Source organism: Leifsonia xyli subsp. xyli str. CTCB07 (genome assembly GCF_000007665.1).
In the GTDB taxonomy this organism is placed as follows: domain Bacteria; phylum Actinomycetota; class Actinomycetes; order Actinomycetales; family Microbacteriaceae; genus Leifsonia; species Leifsonia xyli_C.
In genome coordinates this window covers 2,470,722-2,492,238 of the sequence record NC_006087.1, presented here as the reverse complement: position 1 = coordinate 2,492,238, position 21,517 = coordinate 2,470,722, and the positions used below count along the sequence as shown (strand labels likewise).

The following is a 21,517-nucleotide window of genomic DNA, read 5'->3' as shown; positions in this document are numbered from 1 at the left end:
GGGTCGCGGACGTACCGGATCTCGTCGAAGGCGAGTGGGTGACCGTGGCGGTGTTCTTCCGAGCCCGGTAGGCGCGAGCGAGGCAGACGTTCGAGCAGTATCGGGCGCGCGGCGACCGGCTGGCCGTCAGCGGTGTGCCGCACGAAGCACAGCACCGTTCCCAACGAGTACCCACTCCTCCAATATGAGCCTCGGAGAGAGTTGCGCACGTGGGTCATCGCTTGGTGGCCATCGTGTTTGTCGCGATGAGGCGGTGCCAATCTGCTGCGGTGCTGACGGCGACCCCGAGGAGGCGCGCCGCGACGATCGGCGGCACCTGGCTTATGATGTTGGCCGTGGATTCCTGGTGGGTTCTCGCGGGCGAGAGGCCGTGTTGGCGGAGGGTCGCGGCCAGGCTCGATGGGCTGAGCGGGCGCCCATGACGGTAGCCGGGGAACAACCACCCGCCCGTGCTGCGGTGAGCGAGGCCGGGGTTGGCGTGGAGCGCTCGAATCCACGGCCCTGCAGCTTGCGGAAGCTCAAGCCAGTCGCGGTCGAGGCGGACCCGAGGGACGCCTTCTGCGCTGAAGTTACGGAGCCGCAGGTTCGTCAGCCGGTGGGTGTGGATTCCGTAGACCGTGAGCAGGAGGATCGCGAGTTTGAGTCGGGGATCCAGGCTGTGATCGGTGAGCGCCCGGCGGAGAGCCGCTTCGTTCTCGGCGCCGAGGCTGCCTCCGATCCGGAACGCGAAACGCTCCTTGCTCGGCGGGGCAAGCCTCCGGTTGGTGCCCGATGCGGCGCACCATCGGACGAGACCACGGGTGCGGAATGCGTCAGCGGACGCAGTCGTCATCCACGCGTCGAGGTCGGACTGGGTGGCAGTCGCGACCGTCCGTGATTGCTGGTTGAGGAACGTGATGAAGTCCAGAACGATGCGGAGCTCGCGTTTGTCGTTGGCCGTCTGGGTGGCCGTCGTGTGCGAGCCGCGACGGCGGCGTTCTTGACTCCAGCGGATGAATACCGTGACGGCGAGCTGGTCGGCGCGGTGCGGCAGTTTGCGGAGCTGCCCGTGCGCCCATTGCTGTAGCTTCGCGGCGTTCTCGTCGCGGACCGGGAGAACACCGACGGCGACGAGGAGCGAACGGTTATGCGCGGTCGCCGCCGGTGTCCCAAGAGCGTCGAGGGCGTCGTGGGTGAGCGGCGGGAGCGTGATCGCCCGTTCGATCTTGGCCCAGGCGTCGCGGGACTTGATCGCCCGCAGGATTTATGACGGCGAGGCGGCCTGAAGGTGTGTGAGCAGTGGGAGCAGATCGGGGCGGCTCAGCTCCAGGTCGGAGCCGAACAGGCGCTCGATCGCGTCGGTTGCTCGGCACGGTTTGCAGAGCCCGTCTCTATTCGCATGGTCGAGGTGCCCGCATCGCACGCAGGGGCGTCGGGTCTGTGGGGTGCGGCGCCAGCAGTACTCGCAGTAGCGGACGTCGTGAACGATTCCGGCGACGATCCGGTCGGGGTGGGCGCATGTCGGCCGCGCTCGCGCCGGATGCGTGGTGGCGACACGATCGGTCACGGCCGGTAGACCCAGCGCAGCGAGTTCCTGATCGAGAGCGTCCAGTCGCTGCCGCGGCCCACGGTAGCGGTGGCCGACGGTGAGCTCGGCGAGGAGTTCCAGGCGGACGAGCATCGTTGGGGCGGCGACGACGATCGCCCGGCTCACACCGATGAGCGCCCTCGGGACCAAGTAGCCGAGCAGCGTCGAGAGCGTGGAGAGGATCTGGGGTCCGTGAACGCGAGGGCACTCGCTGCACAGGCTGAGGCGCCGGCGCCGCGAGCGGCCTGGCGTGCAGAGCACGCACGAGTCGTCCTAGTTCAGGCTCACGACTGGTCGGTCAAGTGTGCCCGCTGTGGTCGGAGGCCACGGGCGCGGATCGCGGTCGTGGCGGTGTCGGTCCCCGTCGCCGCCTCAGTCGCGCGGCGGGCGGCCCCGAGATTGACGGGAACAATGAGGTCGTCCGCAGTGCAGCAGAGGATGTCGGTGAGCGCGACTAGGACGTGCAGGTTCAGTCGTTCCGGTCGTTCGGACACCAGTCGATGCACTTGGCTCGGCGAGAGGTGGATGCCGCGGGCCTCCAACTCGGGCATCAGCTTGGTGGCGTGGAACAGGCCGGCGGCGGCCATCTGCTCGCGCAGCCGCCAGTCGTAGCCGATCGACTCGGTCATGGGGTCACCTCCAGGGTGTTCAGCTCAGGGATGTTCGTCAGCGCCGCCTGCAGCAGCCGGTTAGCGAAGTCCTCCGAGACGTGGGTGTAGATCGAGGTAGTGGACTGGTAGACGTGCCCGAGCTGCCGCTGGACGAACACTGGGTCGTGGCCGTCCTCGATCAGGTGGGTCGCGTACGAGTGCCGCAAGCAATGCGGCGTCAATCGGGAGTCGAGACCGAGCTCATCGCGGTAGCGGGCGAAGCGGTCGCCGATTGCGCGGACGCCGAGACGGCGGGACCGTTCGGAGAACCACATCGCGCTGCTCGTCCCGGTGCGCATGAGCGGCAGCATGTTCTCCAGGTAGTCCTGCAGCGCGGTCACCGCCCACGGCACCACCGACGCCACAGTGCGCAACTTCGGTGGCCCGCCGCGCGAGGACTTCCCGAACCGGACCCGCAGCATCCCGAGTTCCCCGAAGGCCGACACCTTCGGGTTCCGGAACAGGTCCACGGTATCGAGCATGATCGCCTCGTGAGAACGCAAGCCCCAGCCGTAGACGACCTTCAGCAGCGTCGCGTCCCGGTACGCGGCCGCCGCCCCTTTGCGCCCGGCCGCCAGCCGCGCTTCGACCTCCTCGTCGGCACGGTCGAATAGCCGCTGCAGCTCACCCCGGGTCAGCGGCCGTCGCCGCGGGTCGCCCTCGTTCTCCTGGACATGCGGACGGGTGTTCCAGTCGTGGCAGATCTGGATCGGGTGCGTGCCGAAACGGTCCTCGCACTCGCGCACCCAGCCGTAGTGCGGAGAGCAAATGAAGTCACAGAATCACCCGATCGCCAGCTGGTAATGCCGCATCGTCGATGCCGCGAGCCTATGCACCGAGACGAGATCCAGCATCCACTCGTCCAGCATCGCGGCCGACCACTCCCCCCGGCCACGACTGCGCGTGCTGCTGGAACCGGCGCACGACCCGGAGCCGATCAGCTGCCGTCTCCGGCTGCAATCGGCGACCACCGACCTGCTGCGCCGTCCAACCCTCAAGCATCGCCTCGAACACCGCGGCATCCTCTCGGAGGAACGCGACGACGTCGACCAAGTGCAGCGCGGACGCGCCATCCGGTATAGGTTCGCGCATCAAAGACTCCCATCTAACGCGACTAAATCGCATTAAACGCGACGGACCGGTTCAGGCGCAAGCCAAGAGAGGAGATCACTCCGTTACGGCGAACCTCTCGGCAGCCTTACTCGCTCAGGAGACTCGCATCTGGTGCTATTCCGCGGGTTTCATCGGGGAACTGCAGTTCGGTCCCGCCCACGATGGGGATGCTCTGACGCGCTTTCTCCACCGCCGACGCGGAGATCGGTCCACTCTCAGGGGCCGGATCGGCCGGGAACGGCGCTTTCGCGGCATCGTCCGAAACCGGAGGGGACGCGGGCTGGCCACCGAGCCGTCCGGGTTCGGGAGAACCGGTGGCTGCCGCCGGTCCCGCGATTGAGGCCGTCAAGATCGCTGTCAGAGCCACGGCACCGAAGGCTGACCAAGGATCCCGAATCGTTGAGGTGGCGGCTCTCTCTCGGTTGCGGCGTCGGATCCCGGTCGTCGCACTCGAGCAGCGCGGAGCGCCCCGCTCTCTACGCCTTGCCTGCATGGCCGGGGCCGGGCCCGCACTGTCCGTCGATCTATGACCGGGCTTCCCTGGGCAATCCAGGTACCTGAAGAGCCTTCCCCTGCGCGCTCGTGGGAGCGGCGCCGGGGAAGGCTCTTGTGGAACAGGCTGTCCGGATTAGACCGTGCGGCGGCGGCGGATCCGGAGGAACGCGATGCCACCGATCGCGGCAGCGGATGCGGCGCCAACTCCGATCGAGATGATCGGGAGCGGTGCCTCGTTGTAGGTCACTCCGTCGGAGGTGACGCCGTCAACCGTCTGAGTGATGGTGAGCGGCATCTTCGTGCCCGCGGGGATCGTGACCGACCAGGAGCCGCCGGCGTCCGGGGTCGCGGTTCCGACGATGTTGCCGTCGGCGTCGGTCACGGTGACCTCACCGGCAGGGTCGCCGGTGCCGGAGAGGACGTATGCGCCGTCCTCGTCGGGGCCGACCACCTGGAGGTCGCCGACGGACTCCGGCTTGACCGGCTCCGGCACGACGTCCGCGGTGAACGTGAACGACTGCGGGAGACGGAAGACGCCGCCCGTGTTGGTGGTCACGCTCACATCGACCGCACCCGCAGCGTGTGCGGGAGTGACGGCCGTCACGTTGGTGCCAGCGCGCGTGAACGACGCAGCCGGAGCGCCACCGAACGAGACACCCGTCACAGTCGGGGCCGTCGTGCGGACCTTCGAAAGGGTCGCGAAGTTATACGACGTGTAGGCGGCGCCGTCGGCGGCAATGCCGCCGATGACCCAAGCGCTGTTGTTCTCGACGAAAGAGGATCCGCTCTTGAACGTCACACCGGCGGCGGCGGCGACGACGCGCTGCCCGTTTCGCCCATACAGGTTTCCGTCCGAGCCGAGGAATCCGACTCCGCCGGCCGCGGTCGCGGGCGCCGGGACGTTGACCCGGGCGAAAGTGCCCTTGTCCCAGGAGGAGTACGCGGTTCCGTCCGCGGTGACTGCGCCGATGGCGTAGGCACCGTTGTTATTGATCGATGAATCGATGCTCCGGAACGTGACGCCGGCGGGGGCGGCGATACGGTTGCCGTTTCGCTCGTACACATTTCCGTCGGAGCCGAGGTAGACGACGCCACCCTCAGTCGTGGCGGGTGCGGGAACGTTCAGCCTGGTGAGGGTGCCCATGTCCCAAGAGGTGTAGGCGGATCCGTCCGTAGCGATCGCTCCGATAGCCCAGGTGCCCTGAGGGCTGATCGATGCGGAGATGCTCGTGAACTGCACACCTGCCGGTGCGTTGAGACGTGTTCCCTGGCGGCCGTAGACGTTGCCGTCTGACCCGAGGAATGCGATGCCGTCAGCGGTCTTCGCCGGGGTCGGCACGTCCACCCGGGTAAACGCGCCGCTGTTGACGGATGCGTAGGCGGATCCGTCTGTCGAGATGGCCCCGATCGTCCAGACTCCGTCGCGCTTGTCGGAGACGGCAGACACGTCGGTGAAGGTAACGCCGGCGGGGGCGGCGATGCGAGAACCGGCGCGGTTGTAGATGTTTCCATCGTCGCCCAGGAATACACCGCCGATCGCGTCCTTCGTGGAATGGACGTCACCGTTGAGCATGGGGATGTCGATGGTGGTGCTGGTGCAGCCGCTCACCGAACCCGAGTCCGGGGTGATGGTGCCGGTGGCAGCGTTGGCTGCGGTCCCACCGATGAGGGTGACGCTGAGGGCGATAATCGAGGCGGCGATCCCGAACCCTGCGCTGCGGCGCAGCTTCTGTTGCCTCCCGTCGTGAATTGTGATGTCTGTCCCGTCGTGAACCATTCCTGTTCTATGCCACGATCGGGGTATCGCGGACATATTCAGCGTGGCTTGAGCGTGTTTTCTCTTCACGACGAGCGTTGATTCTTCACCCGGGTTTTCCCCCAGAGAGCTCCGGATGATCGCCTCGCACCGCTAGTTGTGCATCAGAGGGAGGTTTATGACAGGGGTCTTGCGTCTTCTGTTTGAGTCGCTCGTCGACTTGGACCGGCAGCGTGGAGAGCGCATGATCGATGAACGGGATCGCGGTCTTCTGATCATGATGCGAGTGAGCGCGTACCATCCGCAGTCAGGTGCAGTCAGCGATCGCAGTGTATTGGCGGGCAGTAGCGTTTCTTTCGCCCGGTTTGGTCCAACGGCTGGATGAACGTCACATCGACCTCCAGCGTGTGCCCGGGGCGTTTCTTCTTGTAGCCTTTCACCCCGGGTCTCCTTGTGTTTGTGACGCTGCGAGGCTGGCAGCCGGAGAAGCTTCTCGATGACCGCGGCATCGGTCTTGTTCGGCTGGTGACGCGGAACGCTGGAGCGGTCCTTGAGACCTTCGACGCCTCCGTGTGCCGAAGCCCCGCTAACGTGTGTTTCGCCCGCCGCTCGAGCAACCGATTTGACAGCGAATCGGCCAGGTTGGCCTCGCTATCGATCGACCAGGGTGATCTCGAACGAGTAGAGATCCGGGCGGTAGCAGTGCTGTCCATATTCCACCGCCCGCCCGCCCGTGTCGAACGCCGTCCGCTCCATCGTCAGCACGGCCGCCGCCTTCTTCAGCTCCAGCAGCTCGCTCTCGCGTCCGGTCGCCTCTCGCGCCCCGATCCGCTGATTGGCGATCCGCATCGTGACGCCCCGCTCCCGAAGCACCTGGTAGAGCCCTCTCGTCTCCAGGTCCTCCCGTGCGATGTCGGCGAACTCCGTCGGCAGTGTGTTGTCGAGGATCGCGAGCGGCACCCCGTCCGCGAACCGCAGCCGCACCAGGTGCAACACCGGATCTCCCGCCCCGATCGTCAAGCGTTCGGCCTCATCGCCCGTCGCTCCCCGTACCTCTGTGGCGATCACCCGCGTCTCCGGCGTCTGCCCCGACCGCGACAAGTCCTCGTACAGGCTGGTCAGATCGACGCTGCGTGTGACTTTGCCATGCACGACCTGCGTCCCGATCCCCCGCCGCCGAACCAGCAATCCCTTGTCGACCAGCTCCTGAATCGCCCGCCGGACAGTCGGACGCGACAACCCCAGCCGATGGCCCAGCGCGATCTCGTTCTCCAGCCTCGCGCCCGGCGGCAGCACGTCCTCCCGAATCGCCTGCTCGAGCCGTGTGGTGAGCTGGTAGTACAGCGGGATGGGACTCGTCTTGTCCAGGTCGGCGAAGAGATCCCGCGGTAGCGGGTGCTCGGCCTGCATATGCATGAAGCCTCCGCGTGCGAGTTTGTCAGAACAACCATACACGGGGGAGGGCGTGGCTTGCGGAGGATGGGCTCGATAAGCAGCCGGCAAATGCTCCGACCGAACTTGCTCGCGAGATGCGAGCCGCTCCTGCCCCCTGGATTCGCCGGTCGGGGGCGGGAACGAGCCGGTCTTTTATGTGGAGCGAGTGACGGGAATCGAACCCGCTTTCGCCCTTTGATCGCCGCCAGTAATTGCGCGGAATTTCGCGGAACAAGCCCGCTTTGACTCCCGCTCAGAGTAGCTCGAAACCTACGCAGCATGTAGGCTGGACTACATCTAGGGCCGTCTGAGCTCGCCCGCCTGCACGCTGTACGACGATCCCCCTGAGCCGGAGCATGGGGGACTCTGTAAACGGGTGGGTGTTTTGTTGTTGTTACTTCCGCGGGTTTGCGGGCCTGTTTACCTCGTTTGGGGCTGGCTGAAACCGGTTGGTCTCGGGGTGTTTGTGGGCAGAGTGTGGGCAGGGTGGACCGGGGTACACGCGAGTGGGGGTACCCAGTAGTTCTTGTGTGTGCGATGCTGTGCAGTACACAAACCCGCTGCTCAGGAAAGGGCAATAGGCTTGCATCATGACGAACCTAGCGATGACCACACTTCGGGGGGTCGCGCATGGAGCGATCATCGGAGTGACGGGGAACACGAGCCGAGCGACAGCAATGCGGGAGAGCTTGCAGGCATTCCAGGCGCAGAAGTCGAACAGCCAGATGCAGGCGGCGAAGCGGAAGGGTCGCAAGGGCTCCAAATAGCCCTCTCTCACAAGGGTCCCCTTCCTTCACCGGCAACTCTCGCCGGTTACGACCAGCTTGTTCCGGGCACTGCTCAGCGGATGATCGAGCAGCAGCTATACAACGAGTCCGTGACGAGTGAGGCTATTCGACGTCTCACGAAGGCAGAGGCTTTCGGAGTTGTCACCGGTGCTGTTGGGGCGCAGCTCCTGACGATTGGTGGTCTGGTTGCGGCCGTGACGTTGATCGTTCTGGGCTATCCGGCCGCATCGATCGCTGGCATCATCCTTGCGATCCTGGGTGCCAGCACGCAGGTTGTTACCGCTTGGCGGAGTAATCGCCCGCCCGACGAGGACTAGCGCTCGCTGAGGAAGCCGTCCGCACGGGTGTAGCACAGCTGATCATCGAGCGAGATGAATCCCTCGAAAGCGCCGATGAGCGGAATAGGTTATTAGAGGTTCGGTTCCCTTTATTGGCAAGGAATTCATGGGTTTGGTCCCCACATTACTACCCACATAGCATCAGTGAAGCTCTCCCCGAGGTGGCAGCCTTGTCGGGTGTGGGCAGGAATGTGTGGGGTGTGTGGGTATGCCCGGTGGTGGTGTCCTCGTGTGAATGTGTTTTTCGCTGTTATAATATAATGGATATGAGCACACGGCTGGAGGTCTGGCCTGTCGCGTAGTTCCACGAACGCCGAGCAGAGCGGCAGCGGAACGACCTGCCAGCGAGCTCGTGATTTTTCGGCGCGACATTCGGGATGCAAAAGGCGTGCAGCAGTTCTTGTTCTGACCCCGACCCGCCGCCGTGTCACCCTGCCCGCGCGCCGGGCCTCGACACGGCGGATCTCCTCGACGCTGCCGAGGATGGCGCGGCAACCGCCAATGTCTTGCATCCCTGAGAGCGCAAGCGTCTGCTCCCGAGCGGTGAGTTTGTCGATGATCGTCGTGAATCGCTTGAGACGCTGCGAGACTTCAATCTGACAGCCTTCGGTCTTGATCATCGACCGCAGACCCATGTTGGCCTTGGCGAGTGGGACCTGATGAGCGGCCCGGAACGCCTCAACCACACGGAATGCGTGCTTCACCTGTGCTTCATCACCGAGTTCGCCGCGGAAGTACTTACGAATCACCGAGCCGGCCTTGTCAACCTGCGATTTCGAGATCACGATCTCATCCACAAGCCTCCTCTTGTCGATCCGAGATTACAACCTCGTCCGCACTGCACGCCGAAACGGCCCCGGCCTACCGCCGTGTGGGGTGGGTCGGGGTGGGGTGGCATCCAGCGCTATCCGGTAAATGTTGCGGAGTGTGAGTTGGGGTTGCCTGGGGTAGGTGGTTGTTTTGTCGGTGGTCGAATCGTTGTGGGTGGTAAGCGCCCGGGTTTCGGTGAAACACCGCAGATAGTACGCAACAGTCCCGATAATGCGTGCATTATATGCTGTAAGTAAGCATTAGTGGTGAAAAGAGCGGAGCGCCGACATGACAGAAATCAGCCCCACTGGCCGCGCAAAAGGCGGGGCCGCAAGAGCAGCCAAGATGACTCCCGAGGAGCGCAGCGAGGCGGCGTCCAGAGCTGCTTCCGCACGTTGGTCGGAACCGGAACCCAAGAAGGTTATCTCGGGCTCCTCTGATCGCCCGCTCATGATCGGTGACGTCGCCATCGAGTGCTACGTGCTTGAGGACGGGACACGGGTCCTCACCCAGAGCGCCGTTCTTACCGCGCTCGGACGCAGTCAGCGCGTGAACGTCAAACCCGGTGATGACGTGACGCTTCCACCTATCCTTCGAGCTGCCGCGCTTCGTCCGTACATTTCGGATTCTCTCACCCACGATGCACAACCTATTCGTTTCATCACCTCCGGTGGTCTCCGCGCGAACGGATACCGCGCCGAAGTACTTCCCCAGCTCTGTGAAGCGTGGCTGGCGGCCCGCGCAGACGGCGCCCTCGCTCCCAACCAAGCCGCAATCGCTCGTGCGGCCGAGATCATCGTCCGCGGATTGGCTCGCATCGGCATCATTGCCCTGGTCGATGAGGCGACCGGCTACCAGGACGTGCGTTCCCGGGACGCCCTCGCGAAAATACTTGAGGCCTATGTCGCTGACGAACTTCAGCCGTGGGTAAAGACCTTCGACGTTGACTTCTATAAAGAGATGTTCCGTCTCCGGGGGCTTCCGTTTGATCCCGACTCTGTCAGCAAACCCGGATACTTTGGCCATCTCACTAACAATGTCGTGTACAAGCGAGTAGCACCATGGGTGTTCGAGGAAATCAAGACTCAGCGCGCGAAGGATGAGAAAAAACGCAAGGCGAAGTTCCACCAACAGTTGACCCAGGAAGTTGGACATCCGAAGTTGCGGGAGCATATCGCTTCCGTCACGACGGTCATGAAGCTCAGCGACGACTGGGCGGACTTCGAGCAGAAACTCGATCGCGTGCATCCGATTGTAGATCCGAACCTTCCCGATCCGCTCTTCGACAACAACGGCAGCGGAATCTGACTGCCTACTTTCAGAGGAAGGGCAAATGACGAGAAAGCCCCGACCCACCCGTAAGGGGGTGGGTCGGGGCGGGTTTGTGGAGGGATCGGTGGTTAATCTGTTAGCAATATGTGGATAAGTTGTCGTTTATTGTGCAGACTTTCCACGTTTCCTTCGGTAGTTTTCCACGTTTCATTGTTTCATTCGGTAGTCTTACTTCCGCGACGGGCCGGTTACCGGAACGTTGCGATCCTAAGGCCCCGCGGCGAGCGGGGGTCTTAGTGTTTTAGGGCCACACCCACACGCGGTGCCATAATGGCATGACGATTTCCAGATGAACGCATTGACGCGATAATGCGTGCTTACGCTACGTGGGTACGCATACCGAGTAGTAAAGCGTAGCGCTGGTATGACCGAAGATCGTCTCATCGGACAAGGAAGGGCGGATCAGCCGGCGCGTCAAGAATGAGAGCCCGTCGAGCGAAGGTTGCTGCACGGAAAGTGCGCCGTAGCTTGTTGTCCGACCCCGAGCCAAACCTGTGACATGGTCCGTTCGGAGTGTTACGACAACTGGGTGTTGTCGCAACACTCCGAAGCTCATGTGTCATGAGGACGCAATTCTGCAGGCTCCGAACACTACCTAGAGAGCTGGCTATGCTGGAGCCACAGCATAAGCTTGTCCCCACTCCCACTGAGTGAAGAAAACCCCAGCAGGGAGATAATACATGGCATTTTCCGGGGCTGGGGGAGCGAAACGGCCCAATACTATGCCGTAGAAAGCGACGCCGTTCGGATTAGCGTTACCCGCGTTGGGATCGCTGAACACCGGACCTCCCGAATCTCCTGGAGGTGCAGTAGAACTCAGACTGCGCGCAGCCTTCCGATAGGGGCCGATATCAACCCCGGGAGGGAGCTGCTGGTATTTTTCCCAGAGACAGGTGAAATCCGTGGATATACCGCTCGTGCAGAACCAGTTCACATTATCCGGGACGTCATCCTGCCAAGTTTCGACAGGAACAGCCCCGAATTGACGTAGCCGTGGTTGGTAGGTTATGACCCGGCCGACAGCGCGGGGGGCGCTGTGATAAATCGGTAAGCAATGGAACCCGGAACGCTCATTATGGCAATGAAAAGTAGTATTAACAGTCGGCTTAACCTGAACCATCATCATGTCAGGGTAAGGAATCACAGGGTGAGGTGGCCTGCCAGGGCCAGGTGGCCTGCCAGGGCCAGGTGGCCTGCTAGGGTCAGGTGGCCCTGGTTTCCAGCTAACCCATCCAATATCTACGTTGTTGACCTTCACGCGGTCACCTACATTTCCGCAGTGACCCGCGGTCAACACATAGCGAGTATTCCGCTGGTACGCCGTGATGTTATTCCACAAACGGGTATTGACCATCACTAAACCTGCCGTACATTCTGTATTCCCGGGGAATTGTAGTTCGGTTCCCCCGACGATCATCGGGCCCGAACGGATGGGTTGGACCGCGGATGCGGGCCCTGTGGTGGCTACCCCCAGGCCGGCGACCAAAGCTAGTACGAGACCCGCGATCGATGCTCGGCGACGTAAAACACGCCAACGAAAACTAAACAAACTAAAAACCCTACCTTTCAACACGGAAACAAGTCCTCTAAAAAACACCGGAAAAAACTGTTTACCGGAAATAGTTCTCACGAAAACTTTCGGTCTACTCACCTTCTGGCATAACCTGCTCAAGGCTTGCCGTAACAGGGAAGGCCGTTGCACGTCGCACATTGATGGTTTCTATAAGGTCGCCTCCTTCGAGACGGAAAGAAGCCCCCACCTTTTCGCCGTGCGCGTCCACAGCCCAGGGAACAGCGAACCCTCCGACCGGATCATTCTGCCCGTCACTAACAACAGCTACGGAACCGTCCCGGCGGACAACAGGGCGAAGACCTTTCATCATCTCCAACGGGAACCGGTACTCCTTTACCGCACCTGGTGACGGTACCCGCATCAGAACCTGCAAAGCATTCTCGGTCGGAAAAACACTCAAAACCGTCCCCCCTACCTTTGTAGAACCCAAAGCATCCCCGGTGCCATGAAACAGTCGCCGGGAAACACCACCCGCATCGACAACCTCATTCGTCTGCTCGCCTGGCACGGTGAACGAAAAACCGCCATCATCTTCCAACGGCCCCTCCTCCGCAACCCGGGGAACCGGGCGGGTGCGAGAATCAACCACCGTCTTGGTATCACGCATCGGTGACCCCACGGCCGAGTCCACACGCGAAACCAGCACAACAGAAGACCCGGCAACCACCCCCGCCACAACCAAACCAGCCACCCCCGCCACAACCCGAACCCTCCGAGACTGTGAGAAAACACCCAAAATTTAAAACCTCCTCAATATTTACCCCTCGCACCATACGAGCGAGCATCCCCCCCACGCAGGCCCCCTCATGAGGGGGCCTGCATGTGTGGGGGCGGGGAAGAGGCTAACCCCATGAGCGGGCCTGCGGGGAGGCCTACCCCAAAAAATGGTGGAAACGGACGATGACCCTAAGTCTCAGTCAAAACCAGGGAGTCGGCCACGGCCGGCGAAGGTGATCGCGAACACGTTCCGTGTCGGCCTCCACCCCCAACCACCACCGAAAAGCACGACAAAAACCCGCCCCGCCCAACCTCTGTGAAGAGATGGGCGGGGCAGGGTGGCGATGTTGGGTGTTAGCCGGTTGTGGGTGGGACCGTTGTGGGGTTCTGTGTCGGGTTGGCGGGTGTGGTGGCGGGGGTTTGGGTGTTGGTTTTTTCATGGTGCCGAGGCCGATGGTTGTCAGCCACCGGTTGATGGTGGGGATGGCCATGATGCGGGTGAGAGCGGCGGCAATCCCGGTGATGGCGGCGGCGAGGCCGACCAGCCACAGGTAGACCTTCGAGGTGACGGGGAGGCCGAGGGCGTCGATGACCTGCGGGAGGATCACCGCGAAGGTCAGGAAGGCGGGGATCCCTGCCTGGATGATCGTGCGGAGGACCCGTTGGCCGGTGTGAATAATGTCCGGGATCTCGGCGGTGAGGTGCTTGCTCATGATTCTCCTTCGGGAAGGCGGGGGTGTTCGAGGCTGGTGAGGCGTTCGCTGAGGCGGTGCCCGGTGCGGGTTTGTTCTTGGTCGGCGGTGGTGCCCAACCGTGGCTCGTAGCGGTGGTTCCTGCTCTTCGTGCGGGTGGCGGTCGCTTCCCGGTTGCGTTCGCCCTGGACGCGGCCGACGAATCGTCAGCCGCCGCCGTCGGGGATGTTGCCGAACTTCGTCACGTCGACATGGATCAGCGATCCAGGGTGGTCGTGCTCGTAGCGACGGAGTGGCTGTTCGTCACTTGGTCTTTGACCTCGCGGGCGTCGGATGCGATGTGTCTCACGTCGCGGCGGGTGCGGGCGCCCAGCACGATCGAGATGACGATCGCGGCCATACCACCGGCCGCGGTCACGGCCGCGGCGATCAACGTGGCCCACCCGATGGGAATATCAGCCATAGCGTCCCCTCTCATGGGGTTCGGGACAGGGTTCTAGGCGGATGCGTGGGCGAATACGTCTTTGATCGCGGTCTCGCACGCGGCCTGGACTTGTTCAGGGGTGAGGGAGAGGCCACTGTTGGCCTGGATGCCGGCCAGTACGGCGGGGACGAGAAGGGCGGACACGGACTTCGCGAGGGCCACGGGGTCGCCGCCCTGTTGTGCGCGGAGGCGTGCGGTGCGGGATGCGAGGATGCCCCACACCGTCCCGTCGCCTTCCGCATGGACGGGCTCGACCAGGCCCGTGCGGGTCAGGGCCTGGAACTCGTCCGCGGTCAGCCAGTCGAGGGTCCCGTCCGGGTTCAACGTGCCGATCGCGCCGGAGGCATCACCCGTCTTGATCATCTGGATCCTCATGTCATCCTCCAAAAGGGTTGGGGTTGTGAAAGCCGTGATCAGCGACGTTTGGGCTTTGTTACGGTCGATGGGGGTAGAGGTGTACTGCCATACCGTCCAGGTGGGCCACCACCGGATGGGTGGTGGGGGCGGGTTGTAGGACGCGATCCACAAGGGCGCGCCGACGGCGACGACGGCGGACCAGTCCATGCCGTCCATGAGCGACTTGTTCAGATACACGCCCGGGACCACCCCGAGACGGGTCTTCACCTGGTTCAGGAAGGCGAGCGCCTGCGCCGGATCCCAGGCTGCCGTGTTCGTTGACGGTTCCGCCTCGACATCCAGCCACAGCGAATCCCCCACCTCATAGGCCAGGTTCGCAATAAAGAAGTCCGCACACACCACTGGGTCGAGGTTCCCGTTGAAGAAGTAATGCCCAACATGCTTCCCAGCTTCACGGGCGCCTGCGACCTGTGCCCGGTAGCAGGACCCCACGGTGAGTCCGATGTTGGCGCGGGAAGCGTTGATGATCACGAAATCCTCACCCGCAGGGGTGTAGTCACCCTGCATATAGGAGATATCAACACCCTCAAGCAGGGTCATGGTCGTATTTCCATGACTGTTATCAGCGCCCCCTGGTGGCGGGGGTGATCAATGATCAACATGGGGACCTTCCAATCCGGGTGTTCTTATTCATTCAGGATGATCGGGAGTACCTTTTGTGGTATGAGGAAGCAAGAGCTGGTTCTTGGTGGTGTCGCGATCGCTGTGGCGGCTGCGTTGTTCGGCACCGCGTCGTGGGCTGCTATCACCCGCACGGGCACCGTTCCGGCCCCCGTGACGGCTCTTGCTCCTGTCGCGGATGCGGGGAGGCCGAAGGCGCAATCCGCTCCCCCGGTCGCGGTCGCCCCGCAGGCTGCCGCCCCGCTGCCCGCCCCCAAAACGCCGGTCTCGAAAACGCCGGCCGGGCATGTTCATGCTCAGGCGGATGCTGACCCGGCCCCGGTGTCGTCATCCACACCCGAGCCGGTGCTTGATCCGGGGTATGAAGGGAGCCTCAGCCCGACTTCGTGGTTCCATTACGTGCCGGCGAACCCTGTCCCGATCATTCCCTCGTCGGTGACGCCGCCGAGGGAGCCGGGGTTCCAGATCTCGCTCGCGAATCCGAATGTGCCGTATGACCCGGTGACGAACCCGCACCCGGTCTATGTGTTCTACAAGGGCTGCGAGACCCGGACTGCGGTCTGCGATGTCTCTGAATTTTGGGGTGCAGCTGGGTATTGAGTTCGTCCAGGTGACGGGTTGATCGCGATCAGTATTGGAAGATGGCGAGGGCGTCGATGCTGAGGTAGTTGTCGGCGTTGGTGCCGGTGTTGTAGGCGTCGCCGCGCGCGGTGACGGTGAAGGTGTCCCCTGCGGTGACCGGTAGTTCGGCCCAGGTGCCGGCGCGGGCGCGTTGGGTTTGCTGGTCGGAGGGGACGAACACGTTAGGGCCGTCGGTTTGGGTGATCCCGAGTTCTGGGATGGTGATGGTGAGGTAGGAGAACGCGGAGACGTTCGCGGCTTTGTTGGAGCACACCACTGAGGGTGCTAGGGCGTGGATCCACACTTTCGTCGCGAACGGCGGCACCGTGATCGGCGCGCCGGCCGTGATCCAGGAGCGGGGGCCGGCCGTGGCTGTGCCGGTCCAGGAGAACCCCGAATAGTAATTCGCGGCCGTGCGGGTTTTGAGTTTTCCGAGGGGGACGCCGGAGAGTTGGTCGAGTCGGGCGTTGATGCGTTTGATCTCGCCGAGGATAGAGGCGTTGAACCCGGTCGGGTCGTCCACAGCCATCGGTCACACTCCTTGCATTGCCAGTTTCACTGTTGTTCATGCGTCATCGCCATCAGCGGCGACGCATCATGTCATGATGTAGCGTCCCGTTGATGAGTCGGGGACCCACATGTGGTTTCGAATGTTGACCGGGCGGCCATGGGTTGTAGATCCTTGCATGCTGAGTTTCACTGTTGTTGATGCGTCGCCGCTGATGGCGATGACGCGCATGGTGTAGCCGCCGGGTGGGGAGTCGGGGACCCAGATGTGTTCTCGAACGTTGACCGTGCAGAGCTGCCCTAGCGTGTAGGTGCCGGCCAGGGGCGGCCACGACCCGTCGACCTCGAGGCCGAACTGGATTATCGGGTTTTGGGCGAGCGCGAGATCCCCGGCGACAGCGTCGTCCAGTGTGCTCTGGACAGTTACGTCTTTGTAGTCTTTCTGCTGCTCCAGGTCGGGCCAGTCGGCGTTGACAAGGGTGTCGTCGCTTGCCGTGGACATGAGCGTGTCCATGTCGGAGCCGGCCCCGTTGCCCCACTGCCGGGTGGCCATTTGGGAGGCGTCTTCCAGGTGGGTGAGTTTCTTCACCGGTGATCCTGGCTGGGTGGCATCGAAGGCTACCGGGGACGGTGTGATCAGCAAGGGCTGTTCGGTGGTGCCGATGCGCATCAGCCAGTTGATCTGTGACCGGTTGCCGTCTGACCAGACCGGGGTGAAGTCGTGCTCGGGGCCGTTGATCAGACCGGAGAAGTCGATGAGCGCCGACCCGACTGTTTTCAGGTTGAACCCGTTGTACGTTTTCACATGGGTGGGGTCGGTGTCGGTTTCGATCGTCGGGTAGATGATCGGCAGTGTGTTTCCGACGACGAAGGTGAGCATGCTGACGCAAATTGACCCGAGCGACATGCCCGTCCACCGCTGCGATTGCGTCGCATACGGGGGGACCCAGTTGATGATTTTCCGCCGGTCGAGGATGCTGCGGAACCCGGCCGCGTTCAGCGTCACCGTTTGCCCGTCGAATGCGCGCGTGGTGATCGGGCCGGCGAACACTGGAACACCGATCGCATCGTGCGGGTTCTGCCATTCGATCACGAGGGTGGTCCGCCACGGGGTGGTGTTCAAGCGCGTCAAGTCCCGGCTCGCGGAGGTGAGCGCCCCAGGGGCGAGCTCGACCGTGGCCGTGTCATTACCGAGCAGTTCCCGCTTCCATGACGTGATGTTGCCGTCCAGCGGGGCCAGCATGTCCCCGGTGACGGTCTCACACAGGAAAATGGCGTACGACATCGAATCACCCCTTGCCGAGCCCGTAGACCCACAGCTGCCCGGTCATGTTCCCGCTTGGGTTCTGCGTCAGAACGAAGCCATCCTGCGACGCGGCGGTGAGGTACTTTCCCGAGATTTGAGCCGAGTACGGGTAGGAGGCGGCGGAAGCGGCGATGGTCACGTTCGCGGCCAGAGCGGGACCATAGAGAGTAACCTCGATGTCGGTCAACGCCTGCGTTCCCGCCTCGAGCTCGAAGGCTCCAAGGGTGCCATTGAAGGTGGTGACTGCGCGGCCTGTTCCGATGTCGTAGCCGCGCACCGCCTGATAGTTCGCGGCGGTAAAATCTGGTTTGCCTCCTGCGGCCATTGTGAGTGCCGTGTTCGACGCCGCCGACTTGCCCGTGTTCGCGATAATCACCTTGTAGTTAGTGAACTCTGACGTGAACACCCCGCTGATGACGAGCTTGGTGACACCCGAGTACGTGACGGCTCCGCGCGCGCTCACGCTCGCCGTTCCGCCCGTGGCGGCCACCGATGTCGGCGTAATGAGGGTGAGGCCCTGCTGCTGCGCCACGGCGGCCGACACCCAGCCGCCGCCGCTCCACACATAGTCGCCGTTGTTCGCGTTGTCGTTGTAGACGGTGGCGTGCTGACCAGCGGTCCCGGTCACCGTGCTCAGCAGGGCGTAGGTCGCAGCGATGATGTCAACGGGCGCGAATGTCGTTGGCGAGCGAAGGGTGAGTGTGCAGGCGGCGGCGCTGGCGGCGTTCGTCGGCACGGTGATGTCGGCGTAACGGAAATACCCGGCCGGGACCGCCGGGGCCCCACCGGGCGCCCCGGCGGTCCCGGTGATGAGGGAGAACGACGCGCGCGCGTCGGCGTCACCGTTCTCCGGGTTGTTCTGCTTCGCGACGATCAGGTCAATCCGGGAACCGGTCGCGGGTCCGGCGGCAAGGGTGAGCACGGTCTGGTCGATGGCGGAGACGAACGACGCCGCCGCGTTCGTCGGATCCGGCAATTGCAGCACAGCGGGCGCGATCGTGAACGCCATCGTCGACGCTGACTGGCTGACCGTCCCGCCCTGGACCAGTTGGGGGGTTGCACCGATGATGCCGGAGAGCGCCAGGCGGGCATCGATCGGTGCCGTGCCGGTGCCGCTGCTGGTGGGGGCGACGAACAGTCCACTGCGTGCGGTCACGAGGTTACCTCCAGAGGTCGGCGATGGTGATCGCCGCGACACCAGCCGCGGCGGAGAAGAAGACAGAACTGGTGGACGTGACCGCGGAGAACTGGCGCGAGCTCAGCCTGGTGGTCCGGTCGACACCACCGGTGAGGGTCGCGTAACCGGTTCTGTAGTCGATGGTCAACGTTTGGCCGGCGGCCACCGTGTCCGTGTAGGTGACCGTGTTCCCATCGATGACGATCGAGAACCCCGATACCGGACCAGTCACCACCACATACGGGAACGCGGGGGTGTTCCCCGCGTTCGTGAGCGTGCCCGCCGCCGATGAGAGGCCCGTCACACCGAAGTCGAGGACGGTGGACACCGCCTGGAAAAGCGGAAAAGACAGCCCGGACGAGGCCGCACCCGACGCCGCGAGTTGCAGGATGCGCGGCACCGACTGCCAGGCGGGGTCCGGGCACCGGAACTGCACCGCACCGCTGGCCGATCCGGCATACCATTCCAGGCCGAGAGGGAATGAGCGCTTGGCGACTTTCGCGGGGATGCCCTGCGCGACCATGCCGGGCAGTTTCACCCACAACGGCCCCGCCGTCGCCTGCGGCGAGAGCACGCCCCGCAGCGCCGACAATGCGTCCGTGAGGGTCACAGCCTGGGTGGCATGCGCGTTCATCGGCAGGGTCGGCGTCAGAACACCCGCGAAGTCCGGACCAGACCATGAACCATCCGCCCAGACACGCTGCTGGTCCATGGTCTTGATCGCGGCCATATCGAAGAAGTCACACCCCGGCGGAAGGTCATAAGCGGTGCCCGGCCCCATCAGGAAACCGTTGAACTCGACCTGATAATCGGCGAGGGTGTTCACCGGCCCAGTCAGGTAGCCCATCGCCACATCCACCCCAACTCGTTCGCGATCTCCGCCGGCGACTGATTCGCCTGCGCGATGAACGTGCCAATATGCATGCCGCCGGCGGACGGTTGGGTGCCATTCGGGAACACCTGCGCAGCAGTCGGGACGTACATAAGCTCGGGACCCTGCTCACCCACGACGGCGAGACCACCCTGCTGCACATATCCGCCGGTCGCGAGGTGCGGAAGGTGAACATCGGGGATCTTCCCGATATGGATACCGACCACCCCGGTGGCCGAGTTCACCGCACCGGTGATCCCGTTAATCAGGTGAATGACGTTGTTGATACCGCCGGCGATCCAATCGGCGATGCCATTCCACACATTCTTCACAATCCCGAGCGCACCGTTCCAAATACCCGACCAGACATCCCCGATCCACTTGCCGAAACCGGAGATGCTGCCGGTGATCCAGCCGATGAAGCCATTCCACACCGTCGAGATGAAACCGGTGACCTGGCTCCAATGGGTGGCAAGCAGAACAACAACCGCGATCAGGGCGACGATGCCGGCGATGATCCAGGTGACAGGGGATGCCCAGATGGCGGTGTTCGCGGCGACCTGCGCGATCGTATAGACGACGACGGCCGCGGTGATCAAACCGATGGCGATCAGGACCGCGTTCATGGCGCCGGGGGTCTTGTTCAACCAGTTGACGACTTTCACGCCGGCGTCGGTCACGTGTTCGAGCGCGGGCATAAGCCCCTGCCCGACCTTCTCCTGAATGTCTTTAAACCCGGCGGCGAGGATCTTCGCCTTCCCGGCGGCGGTGCCGCCCATCGTCTCGGCGGCGCCCTCGACCTTGCCTTTGAGCCCCTCAACGACCTCAGCATAGTTGCCCGCTTTGGTCCCTGTGTCCTTGAAGGCGATGCCGACCTGTGCGAGCGCCCGTCCTTTGCCCAGCAGCGCCTTGCCCAGCGATTCCGCGGCGGACACCGTGTCGGTTCCGGTCTTGGAGGCATAGTCCGCGACCAGCGGCGTCAACTCTTCAAGCTGTTTCCCCGTCACCCCATACATGGCCAATTTCGCCTGCGCCGTCGCGAGTTCGTTGTGATCGTATCCGGTCTTCTCCTGGATCGTGTCGTTGAGTTCCTGCAGCTTGTCGATCGACACGTCCGCGATCGCGGGGAACTTCTTGTACGCCTCCTGCAGCTCAGTCTGGCTCTTCTGCGCCTCCTCATACGCCTCCACCGACTTCGACGCGAAATCCGTCGCCGGCGGCCGCGCCAGCGAGGGCGAGGCCGCCGGCGACCTTCAACTTGTCGAGTTTGCCGTGGACACCCTCCAGCTTCGACTCGACCTTCTCCATCGCCTCGGAAACCTGCTCCTTACCGACGATGAGGAACTCAAGAACATTCGTCGACACGGTGTTCCCCTTATATGGTTTTCATGGCTTCTTCGCGGCGGTCGAGGTAGTCGCAGAGCGCGGTGAACTCGCCCATGCTGAGGAGATCGATCTCCCACGGTCGGATGTGCAGCACCTCAGCGAACCCGCCGAGATAGTGGGCGCGCTCGCGCTCTAACCCTCCGCCGCGGGCACCGTAGGGTTTTCCGGTGGCGTCCCGTCATCCTTTTCGAGGTCGATCTCAATGTCCGTGATGGCGCGGTCGTCGAAGTCGGAGAAAGCGACGCCCGGGTGGTGGCGTTTCCACGTCACCCAGATGATCGCCTGGACGGAGGTCAACGATTGTGACGTGATCGCCTCGCGGAACTCCTTGCCGGTGACTTTCTCGATCGCGCGCCCCTCAGCGAACGTGAGCTTGTCGAGGTCTACTTCGGTCTTCTCGCCATCAATGGTGACTTTCAGGATGTTGGCCATTTACTTTTCCCCAATCGTCTCGAGGTAGGCGGAAAGCCCACCCCACACCAGGGCTCTGATCCGGGGTGTCTCGGCTTGAACCGTTTCGGTGAAGAACCCGGGTGCGATCTGCTGCTCGTACCAGTAGTTCCGATTCCCGTACAGCGGGTGCCGCAGTCGGCCCCGGTCGATCGCTTCGAGGTCGTGGCCGCGTTTGCTGTCGCGGATGATGACCTGCTGCCGGTCGGTGCGGAAGTCGGTGATCAGGGCGGGCATGACGCCCGCCCATTTCGCCAGACCACCCTTCTGTGGGAGGCGTTCTCGGGCGGCGTCGCGGATCTTCCGCCGTGTCGGTTTGGTCGCGTTCGTCAACGCCTTCCGCAGCTCTTTCCGGACACCCCCCGGTGCGGGCTGTGCGCAGCTTGTCGACCTCCTTGCCGAAGTCACCGCG

25 protein-coding genes and 1 pseudogene are annotated in these 21,517 nt (G+C 63.3%); 5 read left to right on the top strand and 21 right to left on the bottom strand.

Annotated features, from left to right (window positions below; all coding sequences use genetic code 11):
- Positions 1-214: 214 nt before the first annotated feature.
- Positions 215-832, bottom strand: coding sequence for a hypothetical protein (locus tag LXX_RS11950; protein WP_041767935.1), 618 nt, complete (start codon positions 830-832; stop codon positions 215-217).
- A 45-nt stretch (positions 833-877) separates the two neighbouring features.
- On the opposite strand from LXX_RS11950, the gene LXX_RS14645 reads away from it, so the two are divergent.
- Positions 878-1,066 carry a hypothetical protein gene (locus LXX_RS14645; protein WP_155806835.1) on the top strand — a complete coding sequence of 63 codons (189 nt, stop codon included), beginning with the start codon at positions 878-880 and terminating at the stop codon, positions 1,064-1,066.
- A 177-nt stretch (positions 1,067-1,243) separates the two neighbouring features.
- Here the strand turns inward: LXX_RS14645 and LXX_RS11945 are convergent, their stop codons facing one another.
- The 6 genes from LXX_RS11945 to LXX_RS11920 form a co-directional block, all read right to left on the bottom strand.
- Positions 1,244-1,828: a hypothetical protein gene (locus LXX_RS11945; RefSeq protein ID WP_011187042.1), complete on the bottom strand. Its 585-nt coding sequence runs from the start codon at positions 1,826-1,828 to the stop codon at positions 1,244-1,246.
- Positions 1,829-1,851: 23 nt separating this feature from the next.
- The gene (locus LXX_RS11940; RefSeq protein WP_011187041.1) at positions 1,852-2,196 is read right to left on the bottom strand and encodes a helix-turn-helix domain-containing protein; all 345 of its coding nucleotides are present in this window, start codon (positions 2,194-2,196) and stop codon (positions 1,852-1,854) included.
- Positions 2,193-2,963 (bottom strand): tyrosine-type recombinase/integrase, encoded by a 771-nt coding sequence (locus LXX_RS11935; RefSeq protein WP_011187040.1) that lies wholly within the window; start codon positions 2,961-2,963, stop codon positions 2,193-2,195. The genes LXX_RS11940 and LXX_RS11935 overlap by 4 nt, the downstream gene beginning before the upstream one ends.
- A 36-nt stretch (positions 2,964-2,999) precedes the next feature.
- Positions 3,000-3,188 (bottom strand): hypothetical protein, encoded by a 189-nt coding sequence (locus LXX_RS14640; protein ID WP_141692855.1) that lies wholly within the window; start codon positions 3,186-3,188, stop codon positions 3,000-3,002.
- 770 nt (positions 3,189-3,958) lie between these two features.
- Positions 3,959-5,602 (bottom strand): Ig-like domain-containing protein, encoded by a 1,644-nt coding sequence (locus tag LXX_RS11925; protein ID WP_041767931.1) that lies wholly within the window; start codon positions 5,600-5,602, stop codon positions 3,959-3,961.
- Positions 5,603-6,232: 630 nt separating this feature from the next.
- Positions 6,233-6,991, bottom strand: coding sequence for a GntR family transcriptional regulator (locus LXX_RS11920; RefSeq protein WP_011187039.1), 759 nt, complete (start codon positions 6,989-6,991; stop codon positions 6,233-6,235).
- 614 nt (positions 6,992-7,605) lie between these two features.
- On the opposite strand from LXX_RS11920, the gene LXX_RS14635 reads away from it, so the two are divergent.
- Both LXX_RS14635 and LXX_RS11915 read left to right on the top strand, forming a co-directional pair.
- On the top strand, positions 7,606-7,782 hold the full coding sequence (locus tag LXX_RS14635) for a hypothetical protein (RefSeq protein WP_176714794.1): 177 nt from the start codon (positions 7,606-7,608) through the stop codon (positions 7,780-7,782).
- Between the two features lie 80 nt (positions 7,783-7,862).
- Complete coding sequence (locus tag LXX_RS11915) at positions 7,863-8,120, top strand: hypothetical protein (RefSeq protein ID WP_041767930.1); 258 nt, start codon at positions 7,863-7,865, stop codon at positions 8,118-8,120.
- A gap of 125 nt (positions 8,121-8,245) precedes the next feature.
- On the opposite strand, the gene LXX_RS14630 is transcribed toward LXX_RS11915, so the two are convergent.
- Positions 8,246-8,938, bottom strand: a complete 693-nt coding sequence (locus tag LXX_RS14630; protein WP_141692856.1) for a hypothetical protein — start codon at positions 8,936-8,938, stop codon at positions 8,246-8,248.
- Positions 8,939-9,239: 301 nt separating this feature from the next.
- Between LXX_RS14630 and LXX_RS11910 the strand changes: the two genes are divergently transcribed.
- Positions 9,240-10,259 carry a P63C domain-containing protein gene (locus LXX_RS11910; RefSeq protein WP_011187037.1) on the top strand — a complete coding sequence of 340 codons (1,020 nt, stop codon included), beginning with the start codon at positions 9,240-9,242 and terminating at the stop codon, positions 10,257-10,259.
- Between the two features lie 1,667 nt (positions 10,260-11,926).
- Here LXX_RS11910 and LXX_RS14625 read toward each other — a convergent pair.
- The 5 genes and pseudogenes from LXX_RS14625 to LXX_RS11895 form a co-directional block, all read right to left on the bottom strand.
- Positions 11,927-12,463: a hypothetical protein gene (locus LXX_RS14625; RefSeq protein WP_141692857.1), complete on the bottom strand. Its 537-nt coding sequence runs from the start codon at positions 12,461-12,463 to the stop codon at positions 11,927-11,929.
- A gap of 310 nt (positions 12,464-12,773) precedes the next feature.
- Positions 12,774-13,286 (bottom strand): hypothetical protein, encoded by a 513-nt coding sequence (locus LXX_RS11905; RefSeq protein WP_041767925.1) that lies wholly within the window; start codon positions 13,284-13,286, stop codon positions 12,774-12,776.
- 92 nt (positions 13,287-13,378) lie between these two features.
- A pseudogene (locus tag LXX_RS16970) lies at positions 13,379-13,564 on the bottom strand (IS481 family transposase); the annotation flags it as partial.
- A complete protein-coding gene (locus LXX_RS14620) occupies positions 13,522-13,728 on the bottom strand; it encodes a hypothetical protein (protein WP_041767010.1) in 207 nt (68 codons plus the stop codon). The pseudogene LXX_RS16970 and the gene LXX_RS14620, both read right to left, overlap by 43 nt.
- Before the next feature lie 33 nt (positions 13,729-13,761).
- Positions 13,762-14,706, bottom strand: coding sequence for a glycoside hydrolase family 25 protein (locus tag LXX_RS11895; protein ID WP_011187034.1), 945 nt, complete (start codon positions 14,704-14,706; stop codon positions 13,762-13,764).
- Positions 14,707-14,829: 123 nt separating this feature from the next.
- On the opposite strand from LXX_RS11895, the gene LXX_RS11890 reads away from it, so the two are divergent.
- The gene (locus tag LXX_RS11890; protein ID WP_041766800.1) at positions 14,830-15,387 is read left to right on the top strand and encodes a hypothetical protein; all 558 of its coding nucleotides are present in this window, start codon (positions 14,830-14,832) and stop codon (positions 15,385-15,387) included.
- Positions 15,388-15,415: 28 nt separating this feature from the next.
- Here the strand turns inward: LXX_RS11890 and LXX_RS14615 are convergent, their stop codons facing one another.
- The 8 genes from LXX_RS14615 to LXX_RS11850 all read right to left on the bottom strand — a co-directional run bounded on the left by LXX_RS14615 (position 15,416) and on the right by LXX_RS11850 (position 21,438).
- Positions 15,416-15,937: a hypothetical protein gene (locus tag LXX_RS14615; protein ID WP_011187033.1), complete on the bottom strand. Its 522-nt coding sequence runs from the start codon at positions 15,935-15,937 to the stop codon at positions 15,416-15,418.
- 66 nt (positions 15,938-16,003) lie between these two features.
- On the bottom strand, positions 16,004-17,008 hold the full coding sequence (locus LXX_RS11880; protein ID WP_155806833.1) for a hypothetical protein: 1,005 nt from the start codon (positions 17,006-17,008) through the stop codon (positions 16,004-16,006).
- Between the two features lie 196 nt (positions 17,009-17,204).
- On the bottom strand, positions 17,205-18,377 hold the full coding sequence (locus tag LXX_RS11875; RefSeq protein WP_011187031.1) for a hypothetical protein: 1,173 nt from the start codon (positions 18,375-18,377) through the stop codon (positions 17,205-17,207).
- A 4-nt stretch (positions 18,378-18,381) separates the two neighbouring features.
- Positions 18,382-19,245, bottom strand: coding sequence for a phage tail domain-containing protein (locus tag LXX_RS11870; RefSeq protein WP_141692859.1), 864 nt, complete (start codon positions 19,243-19,245; stop codon positions 18,382-18,384).
- Positions 19,233-20,459, bottom strand: coding sequence for a hypothetical protein (locus tag LXX_RS11865; RefSeq protein WP_011187029.1), 1,227 nt, complete (start codon positions 20,457-20,459; stop codon positions 19,233-19,235). Before LXX_RS11865 ends, LXX_RS11870 begins: the two co-directional genes overlap by 13 nt.
- Positions 20,446-20,634 carry a hypothetical protein gene (locus LXX_RS11860; protein WP_011187028.1) on the bottom strand — a complete coding sequence of 63 codons (189 nt, stop codon included), beginning with the start codon at positions 20,632-20,634 and terminating at the stop codon, positions 20,446-20,448. Before LXX_RS11860 ends, LXX_RS11865 begins: the two co-directional genes overlap by 14 nt.
- 153 nt (positions 20,635-20,787) lie before the next feature.
- Positions 20,788-21,087 carry a hypothetical protein gene (locus tag LXX_RS11855; RefSeq protein WP_011187026.1) on the bottom strand — a complete coding sequence of 100 codons (300 nt, stop codon included), beginning with the start codon at positions 21,085-21,087 and terminating at the stop codon, positions 20,788-20,790.
- The gene (locus LXX_RS11850) at positions 21,088-21,438 is read right to left on the bottom strand and encodes a hypothetical protein (protein WP_041767919.1); all 351 of its coding nucleotides are present in this window, start codon (positions 21,436-21,438) and stop codon (positions 21,088-21,090) included. It abuts the gene before it with no gap.
- Positions 21,439-21,517: the final 79 nt, after the last annotated feature.